General features: G+C 63.9%; 14 protein-coding genes. 6 read left to right on the top strand and 8 right to left on the bottom strand.

Features of this window, described 5'->3' with window-relative positions; translation table 11 throughout:
- The first annotated feature begins 57 nt into the window (after positions 1–57).
- Positions 58–624: a GTP cyclohydrolase I FolE gene (gene folE / locus NTU39_RS17240; protein ID WP_150663278.1), complete on the top strand. Its 567-nt coding sequence runs from the start codon at positions 58–60 to the stop codon at positions 622–624.
- A gap of 106 nt (positions 625–730) precedes the next feature.
- On the opposite strand, the gene NTU39_RS17235 is transcribed toward folE, so the two are convergent.
- The 6 genes from NTU39_RS17235 to NTU39_RS17210 form a co-directional block, all read right to left on the bottom strand.
- The gene (locus NTU39_RS17235) at positions 731–1,339 is read right to left on the bottom strand and encodes a YbhB/YbcL family Raf kinase inhibitor-like protein (RefSeq protein ID WP_257958139.1); all 609 of its coding nucleotides are present in this window, start codon (positions 1,337–1,339) and stop codon (positions 731–733) included.
- Between the two features lie 10 nt (positions 1,340–1,349).
- A complete protein-coding gene (locus NTU39_RS17230; protein ID WP_257958138.1) occupies positions 1,350–1,559 on the bottom strand; it encodes a hypothetical protein in 210 nt (69 codons plus the stop codon).
- Positions 1,543–2,541, bottom strand: coding sequence for a cytochrome d ubiquinol oxidase subunit II (cydB, locus tag NTU39_RS17225; RefSeq protein ID WP_257958137.1), 999 nt, complete (start codon positions 2,539–2,541; stop codon positions 1,543–1,545). The genes NTU39_RS17230 and cydB overlap by 17 nt, the downstream gene beginning before the upstream one ends.
- The gene (locus tag NTU39_RS17220) at positions 2,532–3,905 is read right to left on the bottom strand and encodes a cytochrome ubiquinol oxidase subunit I (RefSeq protein WP_257958136.1); all 1,374 of its coding nucleotides are present in this window, start codon (positions 3,903–3,905) and stop codon (positions 2,532–2,534) included. Before NTU39_RS17220 ends, cydB begins: the two co-directional genes overlap by 10 nt.
- A gap of 271 nt (positions 3,906–4,176) precedes the next feature.
- Positions 4,177–4,848, bottom strand: a complete 672-nt coding sequence (locus NTU39_RS17215; RefSeq protein ID WP_257958135.1) for a DUF1345 domain-containing protein — start codon at positions 4,846–4,848, stop codon at positions 4,177–4,179.
- A gap of 101 nt (positions 4,849–4,949) precedes the next feature.
- Positions 4,950–6,782: a CPBP family glutamic-type intramembrane protease gene (locus tag NTU39_RS17210; protein ID WP_257958134.1), complete on the bottom strand. Its 1,833-nt coding sequence runs from the start codon at positions 6,780–6,782 to the stop codon at positions 4,950–4,952.
- A 325-nt stretch (positions 6,783–7,107) separates the two neighbouring features.
- Between NTU39_RS17210 and NTU39_RS17205 the strand changes: the two genes are divergently transcribed.
- The 3 genes from NTU39_RS17205 (at position 7,108) to NTU39_RS17195 (ending at position 10,855) form a co-directional block, all read left to right on the top strand.
- Positions 7,108–8,016 carry a hypothetical protein gene (locus NTU39_RS17205; protein ID WP_257958133.1) on the top strand — a complete coding sequence of 303 codons (909 nt, stop codon included), beginning with the start codon at positions 7,108–7,110 and terminating at the stop codon, positions 8,014–8,016.
- Positions 8,017–8,408: 392 nt separating this feature from the next.
- Positions 8,409–9,797 (top strand): MFS transporter, encoded by a 1,389-nt coding sequence (locus NTU39_RS17200; RefSeq protein ID WP_150663271.1) that lies wholly within the window; start codon positions 8,409–8,411, stop codon positions 9,795–9,797.
- Between the two features lie 131 nt (positions 9,798–9,928).
- Positions 9,929–10,855, top strand: a complete 927-nt coding sequence (locus tag NTU39_RS17195; RefSeq protein ID WP_257958132.1) for a LysR substrate-binding domain-containing protein — start codon at positions 9,929–9,931, stop codon at positions 10,853–10,855.
- A 10-nt stretch (positions 10,856–10,865) separates the two neighbouring features.
- Here NTU39_RS17195 and NTU39_RS17190 read toward each other — a convergent pair whose 3' ends face one another.
- Together NTU39_RS17190 and NTU39_RS17185 are read right to left on the bottom strand one after the other, a co-directional pair.
- Positions 10,866–11,675: a class II aldolase/adducin family protein gene (locus tag NTU39_RS17190; RefSeq protein ID WP_257958131.1), complete on the bottom strand. Its 810-nt coding sequence runs from the start codon at positions 11,673–11,675 to the stop codon at positions 10,866–10,868.
- 172 nt (positions 11,676–11,847) lie between these two features.
- Positions 11,848–12,672, bottom strand: coding sequence for an isocitrate lyase/PEP mutase family protein (locus NTU39_RS17185; protein WP_150663268.1), 825 nt, complete (start codon positions 12,670–12,672; stop codon positions 11,848–11,850).
- A 298-nt stretch (positions 12,673–12,970) separates the two neighbouring features.
- Between NTU39_RS17185 and NTU39_RS17180 the strand changes: the two genes are divergently transcribed.
- On the top strand, positions 12,971–13,582 hold the full coding sequence (locus NTU39_RS17180) for a cytochrome b (protein ID WP_257958130.1): 612 nt from the start codon (positions 12,971–12,973) through the stop codon (positions 13,580–13,582).
- A 20-nt stretch (positions 13,583–13,602) separates the two neighbouring features.
- On the top strand, positions 13,603–15,129 hold the full coding sequence (locus NTU39_RS17175; RefSeq protein WP_246184447.1) for a glycosyltransferase family 2 protein: 1,527 nt from the start codon (positions 13,603–13,605) through the stop codon (positions 15,127–15,129).
- Positions 15,130–15,141 lie beyond the last annotated feature (12 nt).

Raw genomic sequence — 15,141 nt, 5'->3', positions numbered from 1 at the left:
ATGCGCAAGATGCAGCGGCGCAGCGCTGCGGATCCAATGTATGGGAGCTTGATTGATATGTCTCACGACACGTTCGACGAAAACGACTGGAAGCGATTCCTGAAACACATCGGCGAAGATCCGGAACGTTCCGGTTTGCATGAAACACCGGCGCGGGTACAAAAAGCGTGGCGTCAATGGACGGCAGGTTACGGCCAGGATCCGGCCGAAGTGCTCAAGGTCTTCGAAGACGGAGCCGAGCAATACAACGAACTGATCGTGGTGCGCGGCATTCCGGTGTACAGCCACTGCGAGCACCATCTCGCGCCGTTCTTCGGTAAGGCGACCATCGGCTATCTGCCCAACGGCAAGATCGTCGGCCTGTCGAAGCTCACGCGTCTGGTCGATTGCTTTGCGCGTCGCCTGCAAGTGCAGGAGCGTCTGACGACGCAAGTCGCAGAAGCGCTGATGACGCACCTTCAACCGAAGGCCGTCGGTGTCGTGGTGTCGTGCCGTCACATGTGCATGGAGAGCCGTGGCATTCGCACGGCAGGCGAAGAGACGGTGACGTCGGCGATGCTCGGCGAGTTGCAGCCCAACCTGGCGCTGCGCACGGAATTCCTCGCGCTCGCCCGTGAGCGGTAATCGCGTGTAAGGCTGCGTCGGGCGAACGTTGTTCGCACCGTGAAACGAAAAACGCCAGTGGACTATCCGCTGGCGTTTTTTATCGTTGCATCGAAGCGCGCGCCGGTCAGCGGCCGTATCGCGCCACGATGGTTGACCCGTTCAGCGTGTGACCGGCAAGCGCCACAGTGAGTCCGGCGGCGTCGAGGCCCGGCGGCAGGCTGCCCGGCGCAATGTCGGTCGCCGTCACCGTGATGATGTAGTGATGCGGCGTATCGCCCACCGGCGGGCACGCACCGCGATAGGCTTCGGCACCGGAAATGTTCTTCCCGACCGTGATGTTGTCGCCCGACTTGTTGCCCGCACCGGCCGCCAGTGACGTCACCGAAGCCGGAATGTTGTAAGCGATCCAGTGGACCACGCCGCCGCCCTTGGCACCGTCAGGGTCCGTCATCCGGATCACGACGCTGTGAGTGGCTTGCGGCAGATTCTTCCATTCCAGCGGCGGGCTTGTGTTCTTGCCGCCGCATTCGTTTGCGCCCGCGTGCTCCGCAGGCAGCAAACCGCCATCTTTGAATGCGCTGGACGAAACGCTCATGCCTTCGGCATGCGCCGTCCCGGCAAATCCTGCAAATCCGACGACGCCGCCGAGGAGGGCCGCAGCGACGGCCGTGGTGCCTGCCATGCGTTTGACGCCCTTCGTGCGGGTTGCGTCCTGAGATGAAAGCCGATTCATAAGCTGTCTCCTATTTGGCCGTGGCGATGATCAGTTTGAACGGGAGTGCGAGGAGGGCGGTGCCTGCCACACCCGCACACCATAACGCAATAAACCATCCCCAGCCGATCAGCCGTTGTTGCCACGACGTGCGGACGTTCGGCAGCATCGTCTGCGTTGCCGCCGTGGCTTCGCGCTGACGGCGCACACCGGGCCTGACCAGATCAGTGATAGTGCGCATCGTGAGCCACCTTGCCGCGAAAGACCCAGTACGCCAGCATCGTGTAACCGAGGATCACAGGAATGATGAAGGCCGCGCCCCACATCGTGAACGACAGACTGGAGCGGGGGGCTGCGGCGTCCCACAGCGTGATGCCCGGAAGAATCGCGTACGGGTAGGCGCTGATGAGCAGGCCGCTGTAGCCGAGAAACACCAGACCGATGGCGAGCCAGAACGGCGTGGCGTCGTGCGCGCGCTGCAACACACGGCGCATTGCGAACGTCACCCCGGCCACCACGAACGGCACCGGCAGGCAGCGCCAGAACCATTCGCCGTCGAACCAGCGCTCGGCCACGAGCGGCAGGCGCAGCGGCGTCCAGAGGGAGACGATCGCCATCGTGGCGACGAGCGCAAGCGTCAGCGGCCACGCGACCACGCGCAAACGACGTTGCAGATCTCCCTCGGTCTTGCCGATCAGCCAGCACGCGCCGAGCAGCGCATACGTCACGAGCAGGCCCAGACCGGTGAAGAGATTGAAGGCCGTCACCCAGGCGAAGGCGTCGCCCGCGAACTGGCCGTTCTCGACAGGAATCCCCGACAGGTAAGCGCCGAGTGCTACGCCCTGAAAGAACGTTGCACCTGCCGAACCGCCAATGAACGCCAGATCCCACCATTGGCGCGTGCGACGCGACTTGCCGCGAATCTCGAACGCGACCCCACGGAAGATCAGGCACACGAGCATGAGCACGAGCGGCAGATAGAGCGCGGAGAGCAGCACCGAATAGACCATCGGAAACGCAGCGAGCAGCCCGGCACCGCCGAGTACGAGCCACGTTTCGTTGCCGTCCCACACCGGGGCGACGGAGTTCATCATCGTGTCGCGCTCACGGGCATCGGGGAAGAACGGAAAGAGAATGCCGATGCCGAGGTCGAAGCCGTCGAGCACGACGTAAAGAAACAGGCCGAGCGCGATGATAGCGGCCCAGGCTAAGGTCAGATCCATGAGAGTTCTCGCTTGGGTTGGGGGGCGTCGTCGTTCGATTGGCCCGGCAGTACCGGGCCGCCGCGCAGAATCTTGAGCAGGTAGTAGACGCCGGTGCCGAACACGAGGAAGTAGGCGAGCACCAGCACTAACAGCGAGACCTGCACCTGCTGCGCGCTCACCGGCGACATGGCGTGCGCCGTGCGCATCACGCCGTAGACCACCCACGGCTGGCGTCCGGCTTCGGTTGTCACCCACCCGGCGAGCAGGGCGATGAAGCCGGTCGGCGAAAGCAGCAACATCACACGGGCGAAGTTGCGCGAAGCGAACAACGTGCCGCGACGGCGCAGCCACAGCGCTGCGAGCGCTGCACCGATCATCGCCAGACCGAGACCGACCATGATGCGGAAGCTCCAGAACACCAGCGGCACGTTGGGACGCTCGTCTTTCGGAAACTCCTTCAGACCGCGCACTTCGCCGTCCCAGCTATGCGTGAGGATCAGGCTGCCCAGATGCGGGACTTCGAGCGCATAACGTGTGGTCTCCGAATCCATGTCGGGCCAGCCGAACAGGTTGAGCGGCGTGCCGCCCGTCTTCGTCTCCCACAGACCTTCCATGGCGGCGAGCTTGGCGGGCTGATGCTCACGCGTGTTCAGGCCGTGGAGATCGCCCACGAACGCTTGCAGGGGCGCGAAGATCAATAGCAGCCACATCGCCATCGAGAACATGGTCTTGACGGCAGGGTCGCGGCGTCCGCGCAGTAAGTGCCATGCGCCGGTGCCCGCCACGACAAGCGCGGCGACCACGAACGCGGCAATGCTCATGTGCGCGAGACGGTAGGGGAAGGACGGATTGAAGATCACGTCCCACCACGACAACACGACCACACGACCATCGACGATCTCGTAGCCCTGAGGCGTTTGCATCCAACTGTTCGACGCGAGAATCCAGAACGTCGAGATCAGCGTGCCGATGGCGACGCACAGCGTGGCGGCGAAGTGCGCGCGCGGACTAACGCGGTTCCAGCCGAACAGCATGATGCCGAGGAAGCCCGCCTCAAGGAAGAACGCGGTCATGACCTCATAGGTCAGCAACGGCCCGGTGACCGCCCCGGCGAAACTGGAGAAGCCCGACCAGTTCGTGCCGAACTGATAAGCCATCACCACACCGGAGACGACGCCCATGCCGAAGCACACGGCAAACGCCTTCGACCAGAAGCGGCACAGATCCAGATAGTGTTGCTGACGGGTCTTGAGCCAGAGCCCTTCAAGGACGGCGATGAAGCTCGCCAGACCGATGGAGACGGCGGGGAAAACGATGTGAAACGAGACCGTGAACGCGAATTGCAGGCGTGCGAGGTCGATGGCATCCGGAACGGCAGTCATGTTGCGCTCTATGTATGCAATTAAACCCTGTCTTGTATGGTGACATTGGCGAAATATCACCGCTTGTTTGCATGCATATTAGGCGTTGCTGCGGCGCAGCATGCGTGACAAGTCGTCACATGTGGCGCATTGACGCGGGATGTGATCCGTCGACGCTACGATCTATTTGTATGTTTTTAAACGTGTTTATGTCCGCAGGCGGTGCGGCGTCATGCCACAGGGTGACGCACCTGCCGCGAACGGCAGGTGCGTGCGAGGCACGTGCAGACGTTCAGCTGAGCAGCCCGGCGCCGATGTTGATCGACAGGCCGAGGACCGCCAGATTGAAGAAGAACGAGAGGATGGCTTGCGCGAGGGTGGCGCGTCGCATACGTCGCGACTTCAGGGCGATATCGGCAGTCTGCGACGCGACCGCGATGGTGAACGAGAAATACAGGAAGTCCCAGTAATCCGGATCGCAGTCCTTGTCGGGCCAGGCGAGGGCGTAGGGCGTTTCGGTGTCGGTGAAGTACAGACGGGCGTAGTGGAGCGTGTAGATCGTCGGCACGAGAAACCAGCCGCCGATGAGCGTGACGGCGGCGAACAGTACATGCTCCGACGCGTGATGCGAGCCGCCCGCCTTGGCGCTGGCCAGCACATGAATGATGGCGGCCACGCTCGCGATGGCCGACAGGCTGACTACCGAGAGCACGAGGGCAGCGCTCTGGTCTTCCTGCTCGGCAAAGCGTTCGATGCTGCGCTTCGGGGCGGTGACCATCATGAACCAGATCATCGCGAGATACGACCACGCGCCCGCGTTCCAGCCGATCAGGATTCGGGTGACGGTGCTGAACTCGCCGCTCACGACCACTTGCACGAACAGCCCGGCGAGCAAGCCGATGGCGATGGCGACGAGCAGTCGCGGGTGAAAGAGAACGAGATGCGGGAAGAGCTTCGTGTTCATGGGCGATGTCCGTGGCGCAGCCGAGCGGCAATTCAAGCGAGTGCGACGATTATCGCCCACGCCGCATTGCCACGGTACGGGGCTGTGCCGAGGCTACCTGCTCAGCGCGACATCACCACCAGCACAAAGATCGCGTTGTTGAGCATGTGCATGGCGATCGGCACGGCCAGACCGTTGGTCTTTTTGGCGAGCCAGCCGGTTGTCAGGCCGAACATCACGAGGAACGGGAAGTGTTTGGGGTCGAAGTGAACGGAGGCGAAGATCACCGCTTGCCAGAGGTTGGCGGCGATGAAACTCATGTGCCGGGTCAGGCCGCCGAGCAGACATCCGCGAAACACGAACTCCTCGACGAGCGGCACGACGACGGCGACCAGCAGGAGCGCCAGACCGGTGCCGCCCAATTGCATCGCGCCTTTCACGACGTACTCGTTCCACGCCTGCGATTCGGCGCTGCGCACCGACGTGTGATGCGCCAGATACCACGCGGCGAGCGTCGACGTCAGGAGCAGTACGGCGGGCCAGATGAACCAGCGCGCTTTCCACTCGCCGTAGCCGGTCCACTGACGTCGGCCCAGCCGCCACATCGTGCGCGACAGCAGCAGGACCACAATGCCGAGCGTCACGAAGTGCGCCAGCGCGAGCTTGGGCAGCAGCGTGTCCATGACGGGGGCCGTGCCCGCGTGCATCTGCGTCGACTGGCTCACGACGAACGCGGGGATGACCCACGTGGCGAAACACAGCGCGGCCAGTCCATACCACGCGTGCCGCAGGCCGATGCGTTCGAAGAGCGGCGGCGTCGGACGCCCCTTGCGGGCGCGCACCGCACCCACGTAATGCACCGGGAACATCAGCAGACCGGGAAACAGCACGATGCACAGACCGGCAGTCAGCAGCGTGATCATCAACCCGGCGAAGGCGAAACGCATCCCGGCGGCCGGGTCGATGCTCATCAGCACGGCATACGACTGTGCCAGTGGCCAGCGGTTGCCCTTGTCGTGTTCGAGTGACGACTGGATCGCGGAGGCGGCGGCCTTCCCGTCGCGCGCGGCGAGCGCGACGGAGAGTCGCAACGCGCGGTTCTGCGCCGACTCCGGTGCGTCAACCTTTATCTCGGAGAGCGCCCGTTGTGCGCTGGCGGCGTCACCGGCCTGAAGGAGGGCGCGAGCGCTGGTGTAAGGATCGATCTTCAGCCCGGCCTTTTGCATGCGCAACAGCACATCGCGCGCCGTAGGGCCCGGCAGTACATCGAGCGCGGTGTTGATGCGTCCGGTCGCTTGCCAGGCGATCTTCGGCACAGGGGCGTCCATCAGCAGACGCCGTGCCTCCGTCTTCTCGCCGGTCGTGGCGAGATGGCGCACGGCGGTGAGCAGCACGGGGGTGTCGGGCGACAGTTCTGCGGCCTCCACGGCCTGAACACCCGCGTTGCGTTTGTCCTGCGTGGCCTGATACGCATTGGAGAGCGCAGCGTGCAGACGCGCGCGATATTCCGCTGGCCAGCGCTGGGATTTGGGCAGCAGCGCTTCGCCCTGTGCCACAGCGTCTTTGCCGTAGATGTTCTCCATCAGCGACACCGACACTTCCGGGTTGTCGGCGAATTTTTCTTTCAGATTTTGCAGACAGGCCGTCAGGTCCGACTGCGCTTTCTCGGCCCATTGCAGATCTTCGGCCCACGCGTAGTTACGCATGAACTGGCAGCGTGCGAGCGCGAGTGCTGCGTCGCCCGGCTGCGCACGGACGGCAGCATCGAACGTGGCGACGATCTCCCGGTACTTGGCGTAAGAGGCGTCGTCGACGCGCTGCATCATCCCTTGCTGATTGAGCAGCGGGTTGCTTGCCGGGGGGGTAGGAGAGGCGGCCGAAGGCGCAGCGAAGACGGGGGAGAGCGGCAGGAGGCCGAGTACCACCAGCGTCAGACAGAGGAAGAAGCGAGACACGCGAGATTTTCCGGAATGTTGTTGTTCTTGCCGACCGCCGCAGCGCAAGCAGCCCGCCTCATTGGCTTAACGACCGGATAGTGCCTGAACTGTAGTGCACCGGCTATTCGGAAACGACCGCGCGCTTGGAGGAAGTCCTCGGCATTGACCCTGCCGGGTCGCTTGTCGGTACTTCGGGCGCGGCGCATGATAGGCGTCGCCTGACGGGGCATTCGCAGGCAAGGGAGATGGACCGATAAGTGGGTTGATAACAACGAGGTCGATCAGGATGAGCGTGTTGCGGGAAACGCTGGCGGACTGGTGGCGACGCCGTGCGGACAATGGCGTGAGTGACTATCTCTTTTACGCGGCAGTCATTGGTATCGCGTTGATCGTCGGGCTGTTTGTCCTGTCCGGGGACGAGATGAGCACGCAGGGGTCTCTCATCGCACTTGCGAAGTTCGGCATTGTGGGCGCAGCCGCCGCATTGCTACTGAGGTGGGTGGTGCCACCCGCGCTGATGGAGGTCATCAAGGTCGCGGCGATCGTCGCGGTTTGCCTTGCCGTTCCCGTTGGGCTATTGGGGCTGCTGCCGAAGCCGAAGATTCTCCCACCGCCGCCTGCACCAGCGCTGGTGCATCTGGACGGCGACAGTGCAGAACTGCTTGGATACCGGCTCGGCGATCCGCTCACGGTGCCTGAGTGCAAGTTCGTTCAGGACACATTGCAACTCAGCTATCTCGGTCCGGACGGCGCGCCTTGTTTCCGTCACCGCACTAACGATCTGATCGGCAAGCCGATGGGGCTTAATGAGATGGTGGTTGTCGACCGGCTGGACCTCGAGCGCTTCCAGGCTTTCAGCACAGCGATGCCGGTGTGCATCTCGCTTCACGACGGGCGCATCGACGCCTTGTCTGTGCATGTACTGACACCATCGCTCATTAAGGACAAGCGTGATATGGTCAAGCGCTCCCTGACGGCGACGTTCGCCCGGCCATCGGCGAACAGGCGATGGATTCTTCGGGCGTGGGACGATCCGTCCTATGACTCGTATTACGAGCGCGATGTGTGGACGTCGGCGAGGGGCGTTAGCCGACTCTATGCGCTAGTGGTGCCTTCCGTCCCGATTTCTCGGGGGCCCGGCTTTATCCGCGCCGTACTCTTGCTGGAGTCTTCCGACGGAACTCACCCCTTCTTCGGGAAGGTGACGGACTTTCGATTCGACTGTCCGGTCGTCGGTCCTGATTACCAGTAAGCCGCGAGCCGGTCCCACGCACGCTAATGGTGCGCCGCCGCATCGCGATGCGGCATTGTGCCCGTTGCGATGTCATCCGCCGTGCTCGGGCTTTTCCATCTCATCGCTCGTTGTACCGCCATCGGCATCCCTCTCGATATCCCCGAAAACCCCGTCGCACGGACCTTCGCGTCGAATTCATCCGTACATGACACCCACTTGGCACGCCAATTGCTAATGATTGCGTAAGGCCAATGGCGGCTGAGTGGAAGACAAGCGAATTTTCTGCACCGCATGCAGGGCCCCGCGAACGCGGGGTTTTCGGGGCAACGGCGTCCCGAAGCCACGCGTCCGTTCATTGGCGCACGGCTTCGGGACGCCTTTTTTTTCGGCACACGAACACGAGGGTATCCATGAGCACGCTCACGCAATCGTTGAAAAGTGGCAACTGGCGCGCGCTGGTTGCGTGTTTTCTCTACTTCGACACCGGTTTCACCGTCTGGGTGATGCTCGGCCCGCTGGCCCCGTTCATCGGCAAGGACATTGCGATGACGCCCGCGCAGACCGGCTTCCTCGTCGCGGTGCCGGTGCTGGGAGCGGCCATTCTGCGCGTCACGCTGGGCAACCTCTATCAAGCCTGCGACGGTCGCAAGATCGCATTGATGGGGCTGACGCTCTCGGCCATTCCGTCGGTCGTGCTGTTGCTGATGCCCGGCACACCGTCGTACACGCTGCTGCTCGTGCTCGGCGTGTTCCTCGGTGTCGGCGGTGCAAGTTTCGCTGTGGCGCTGCCGATGGCAGGCAGCAACTATCCGCCGAAGGTTCAAGGCCTCGTGCTCGGTCTTGCGGCGGCGGGCAACATCGGTGCCGTGCTCGACGGTTTCATGTTCCCCGGACTAGCAGAGCATTACGGCTGGGCGCACGCGGCCGGTGCAGCGCTCCCGCTGCTGGCGCTCGCGGCGTTGGCGCTGGTGTTCTGGGCGAAGGATCAGGGCGTGAAGTCGGGCAGTGCGCCGCGCGCGTTCTCAAGCTTCTTCATTACGGTGTTCGGTCTGGTGGCGCTCGTGCTGTGCGTGCATGCGGGTGCTTTCGGTGAAGGCAAGGCCGGAGTGCTGTTGCTGCCTGTGCTTGGTGCGTTGCTCGCCATCGCTGTGCTGCCGCGTCATTATCGCGGTGTGCTGGGTGAGCGCGACACGTGGGTCATCATGCTCGTCTACAGCATCACCTTCGGTGGCTTCGTGGGCATGTCGTCCTATGTCACGACGCTGCTGATTTCGCTCTACGGCATGCCGCGTCTCGAAGCGGGGCTGTTCATGTCGCTGCTCGCGTTCCTCGGTGCACTGGTGCGTCCTATCGGCGGTCTGGTGGCCGACCGTATTTCCGGCGTGCGCGCGCTCGTGCTGTTGCTCGCGGCGATCTCCGTCATCGACTTCGTGTTTGCCGCATGGATGCCGCCGCAAGGGGCTGGCATTGCGTTGCTGGTGCTGGTCTACCTGTGCTTCGGTCTCGGCAACGGCGCGACGTTCCAGCTCGTGCCGCAACGCTGGCAAGGCAAGACGGGCCTCATGTCCGGCATCATCGGCGCCGCTGGCGGTATCGGCGGTTTCTATCTGCCGGTCATCATGGGCATGGCCAAGGAATCGACGGGTAGCTATCAGATGGGATTCGCCACCTTCGGTGCGCTGGCCGCGCTCGCGTTCGTGCTGGTCGTTGCGCTGCGCACGCACTGGATGTCGTGGGCGTTGCCCAAGGAGGTGCCCGGCGGCGCAGTCCTCGCGGGCGGTGTGGCACACGTGGAATAAATGCTGTCGGTACAGTGACTGTTGACGAAGGGCAAGTGGCCCGTCGATGCCTCGGCTCGACGGGCCGCTTTGTTTGCGCGCGACGCTTCGCATAGACTGTCGGGCAACATCGTTTTCCCGCAGGAGTCGTCATGCGTCTGGGCGTTCCCAGCCTCTCGGCGTTGCAGGCCTTCGAGGCCAGCGCCCGTCATCAGAACTTCGCCACCGCAGCGCAAGAGCTTGCGCTCACGCACGGTGCCGTCTGCAAGCGGGTGGGGGAGTTGGAGAAGCATCTGGGTGTGGCGCTGTTCGAGCGCGTGAAGCAACGGCTCGTGCTCACGCCTGCCGGGGCCGAATATGCCAAGCGCATTCGCGTGCATCTCGATCAGATTCGTCGCGATACGCTGGACGTCGTGCAGCAGGGGCGTGAGACCGAACTGGAAATCGCCGTCGGGGTGACGTTTGCCGCACAGTGGCTTATTCCGCGACTGGATGACTTCTACGCCAACACGCGCGATGTCCGTCTGCATATTCTCGGGCGCGATCAGCCCGTCTTCTTCGACGACTCTGCGTTCGATGCCGCGATCTACTTCAGCACGCGCCTGTGGCCCGGCATGCCCGGTACGGCGCTCGTCACCGACGACTCGCTCATGCTGGTGGCCGCGCCGCGTTTGCTGGAGGGGAGGGCGTCGTTGTCGCTGGAACAGATTGCCGAGCACTCGTGGATTTGCCCACGCGATCTACCGCGCGTGTGGGACGACTGGTTTGCCTCGCAAGGCCTGCAAGGGGGTGCGAACGCGGCCGAGATCAAGCCGCAGCGCAGTGCGCAGCGCTACGACATGTTCGTGATGGCGATCAACGCGGCGGTGGCCGGTCTGGGCGTGGCCTTGCTGCCGCGCGTGCTGATCGAGCGCGAACTGGCGAGCGGCGCGCTGGTGCAAGCGCACGCGCACACACTCGCCAACCCGCAGACCATTTACTTCTCCTATCCTGCGCAGCGTCGCGACTGGGCACCGCTGCGTCAGTTCGATGCGTGGCTGCGCAACGCCGTCGACCGGTATCTCGCCGAGCGTAGGTAGGCCGTCGTCTTCAACGTGCCGACGTCAGTTCCGGATGTTCGCGCAACACCTGCTCGTAGAGGCCCTGATACCCGAGCCATGCGACGTAGTCCGAACCGAGCAGACGGAAGACCTCGCGGGCTTCGGCGTCGGAGAGGACTTCCAGCGGACCGGCCGCTTCCGCGAGCAATTGCACCTGTGCGCAACGCTCCATCGCGAGAAAGCGATAGGCGGCGGCGTCCACCGACGAGCCGACCGTCAGCAAGCCATGATTGAGCAGTACCGCCGCGCGCTTGTGGCCCATCGACTGCGCGATGCGGCGCCCTTCCTCGGCACCGAGGACCAACACGTCGCCGCGAAACAGCACGTGGTCGTCGTAGAAGAGGCACGCTTCCTGATTGATGGGCGCGAGTTCGCGCGTGCGCGCAGAGAAGGCGCGCCCGTGCGTGGTGTGCGTGTGAGCAGCGGCCGTCACATGGGGCAGCGTGGCATGAATACCAGCGTGGATCGCCATCGCAGCGGCATTCACCGGGCCTTCGCCGTGATGCAGGCCACCGGCCTCGTCGACCAGAATCAGGTCGTCCGGATGAATCGACGAAAAGTGCTGGGCGTAGCGATTGACCCAGAAGCGGTCGTGGAACTCGGGGTCGCGCACGGTGATGTGCCCGGCGATGCCTTCGGCAAGCCCGAAGCGCGCGAAGATGCGGAACGCGACCGCCAGCCGCAGCTTCCGGTCGGCGCGTTCGTCTTCGACGTTGTCGAACACGCGCGGCTTGGGCAGCGGTGCGCCCAGAGGTGTGGGGATCGTAAAAGCGGCAAAGCTATCGTGCGGGGAATTCATGGGCGCTCCGTCGATGGGGGACGCCGTGCCCGCTGTCGTCGGCGCGCCGTGAGCGGCGTCGCGTGGCGGGGCATCGGCTGACGGAGCATTGTCCCCGGGCGCGCGCGGCAACGTCTATCGACGAAAAGTCACTGGATATCGACCTGCCGCGCCATCGCACCCTTTATCCTGCTCATTCGCCCTGACGAAACAGGCCATTGAGCGTTGCACCGCTGGCCGCACCGTCGAAGCCATCGAAGCGGCCTTCCGCCAGTGCCTGCGCCGCGTGCATGAAACCGCCCCACGCGGCACGGGCGAGCGCGCCGCCCACGCTCACGCGCCGTACGCCGAGGCTCGCCAGCGCCTGCAACGTGAAAGGCGACGTCGCACCGATCAGCACGTTGACGGGTTTGGGCGCGACAGCGGCCACCACGGCGCGAATCTGCGCTTCGGACTGGATACCTGGCGCATACAGACAATCGGCCCCCGCTTCGGCATAGGCTTGCAGTCGCCGGATGGCGTCGTCCAGATCGGGTACGCCTGCGAAGAAATTCTCTGCACGACCGACGAGCAAGGTATCGCCGCCGGTTTCGTCGATGGCGCGACGCGCCGCCTTCATGCGTGCGACCGCTTCGTCGAGCGGGAAGAGCGGTTCGTTTGCGTCGCCCGTGGTGTCTTCGATGGACAGACCGGCCACGCCCGTCGCCACTGCCAGCTTGACGCTTTGCGCCACGTCGTCCGGCGTTTCGCCGAAGCCGCTTTCGAAGTCGGCATTCACCGGTAGATCGGTCGCCTCGACCAGCGTGCGCAGATGCGCCAGCACGAGCTCGCGAGTCACGCCGTTGTCGGGGCGCGCGGTGGACCACGCGAAGCCGGAACTGGTCGACGCAACGGCCTGGAATCCAGCGTGTTCGAGATACCGTGCGCTGCCCGCGTCCCAAGGGTTCGGGATCACAAAGCACCCGGCAAGGTGAAGTTCGCGAAACGCGGCGCGTTTTTCGGCGGTGCTGCGTGGCATGGGATTGTCTCCTGAGGGCGGCGCAGTAGATCGCTCGCTGCGCACGGAATGCCCGATCATCGCGGTTTTATGACGGCCTCGCAAGACAAGTGATGGCACACGAAATGCAAATGTCGACCGTCAGACGGTTTTCGCTGAATGCGTGGCATGCAGGCCGTCAAAAGCCGAGGTAATGTCCGGTAACAACTTTTTTGCGGCAATGCGGGAATAAGCGCGCTTCAACTAGCGTTATGCAATCATCTTTCAGTGCATTTTCAGGACGTCAAACGTGAATTCTCTGCCCCCTTCGCCGCGATCCATGCCATCCACGTCGGCCAACAAGCCTCGCGTCGCCCTGTATGAAGACCCCAAGTACACGCGCGTCGCCATGCTGCTGCACTGGGCGGTGGCGTTGCTGATGCTCGGCAACGTCGCCATCGGTCAGACGATTGCCTTGCTGCCGGACGCCACGCTGGAGAAGATCGACGTGCGTTTCTGGATCGATCTGCATAAGTCCGTCGGCATCACGGTGCTGGGTCTCGCGATCCTTCGGATTCTGTGGCGCGTGACGCACCGTCCGCCCGCACTCTCGCATGTCTTCGCGTCGTGGGAACGCGCCGCGGCGCATCTGGTGCACTGGCTGTTGTATGTGCTGATTTTCGCGATGCCGCTCTCGGGCTGGGCGCACGACTCGGCATGGGTGGCGGCGTCGACGCATCCGCTGGTGCTGTTCGGCGTCGTGCCGTTTCCGCGCATGGGCTTTCTGATGGCGATGGGCGACGCGAGCAAGGACTACTGGCACGAGGTGCTGGGCAATGTCCATACCTATTGCGCTTATGCTCTCTACGCGCTGCTGGCGTTGCACATCGGCGGTGCGCTCAAGCATCAGTGGATCGACCGTCACCCGGTCATCGGCCGGATGCTGCCGTGAGTGTCGGGATGAGTAGCGAGATGAACTCGGACGTCAACCCGCACATGAACCCCGATATCCAGACGGGCGTAGCGCAGCTCGAAGCATCGCGCGAGCAGCATTCGCCGCGCTTCACCTTGCCGCCGACACCGCTCGCCAGTTGGCTCGTGCACACCGGCGTGGCCGTGCTGTGGTGCCTGCTCTTCGCACAGGCGTTCTTCCTCAAGGGCGTTTTCGCGTGGGGCACGGGCGTGGCGTATGTCGTCTACGACACCTTGCTGCTGGCGTTCGTCTTCTGGCAGGCGTGGCGTCTGATGCGTCCCGATCCGGACGAGACGTGGGGTGGCACTGCCGACGCCGCATCGAACCGTCTCACGCTCGGCGTGGTGGTTGCGGCACATAACGAAGCGGCGGCGTTGCCGGTGACACTGCGTGCGCTGATGGCCGGTCGTCACGTGCCCGACGCCATCGTCATCGCCGACGACGGTTCGCACGACGGCTCCGTCGCCTTGCTCACCGGCGAGTATGGCCTGGTGGACCCGGGCGTCGGGAGCCTGAGCGCACCGAGCACCCGCTATCCGAACCTGCGATGGTTGCGCGTGCCGCACGGCGGCAAGGCGAAGGCGCTCAATGCGGCCCTCGTCGGTATGCAGACCGACATCGTGATGACGGTCGACGCCGACACGTTGCTCGATGCCGGTGCGTGCGCCGCCATGCATGATGCTTTCGCTCGTCGTCCCCGTCTGGTCGCCGCCACCGGCGTGCTGACACCGGTGTGTGGCGACACCATGAGCGCACGTGTCTTGCAGTTCTTCCAGACGTACGAGTACATCCGCAACTTCATCTCTCGCTTTGCGTGGATGCGCGCCGACGGGCTGTTGCTGATCTCGGGCGCGTTCGCGTGCTTCCGTCGCGAGGCGGTGCTGGCCGTGGGCGGCTTCGACCCCGCGTGTCTGGTCGAAGACTACGAGCTGATTCACCGTCTGCGTCGCTATTCGGTCACGCATTCGCTCGACTGGGAAGTGCGCGTCGTCGGCGGCGCGCAGGCGATCACCGATGCGCCGGGCACGCTGACGAGCTTCTTGCGTCAACGCCGTCGCTGGTTCGCGGGCTTCCTCCAGACGCAGTACTGGTATCGCGATATGGTCGGCAACGGCCGCTACGGCAACCTCGGTCGCTGGATGTTGCCGGTCAAAGCGTTCGATACGCTTCAGCCGATCTACGGGCTGACGGCCTTTGCGTTGCTGGTGACGTTCGTCTGCGAAGGCCACTACGGCGTGGTGCTGCCAGTCTCCGGGATCATACTGGGCAAGATCGTCATCGATCTCGGCTTTCATCTGTGGTCGGTGCATGCGTATCGCCGCTGGACCGGCCACCGCACCGGCACGAGCCTTGGGCTGGCGTTCGTTGCCGCCGTGCTGGAGCCGTTCACGTTCCAGTTGATGCGTCACACGGGCGCGGCGATGGGGTGGGGGCACTTCCTCACGGGGCGTCAGCGTTGGGGTGTTCAGGTGCGACGAGGTATCCTGTCGGGCGAACGCGGGACGGAGGTGTCCCGCGACAGATGATTTCCCGGCAGT

The organism is Pandoraea commovens (assembly GCF_024704525.1).
GTDB lineage: Bacteria > Pseudomonadota > Gammaproteobacteria > Burkholderiales > Burkholderiaceae > Pandoraea > Pandoraea commovens.
Note: the sequence above shows the minus strand (reverse complement) of the source record. Positions and strands in the feature narration are given on the sequence as shown.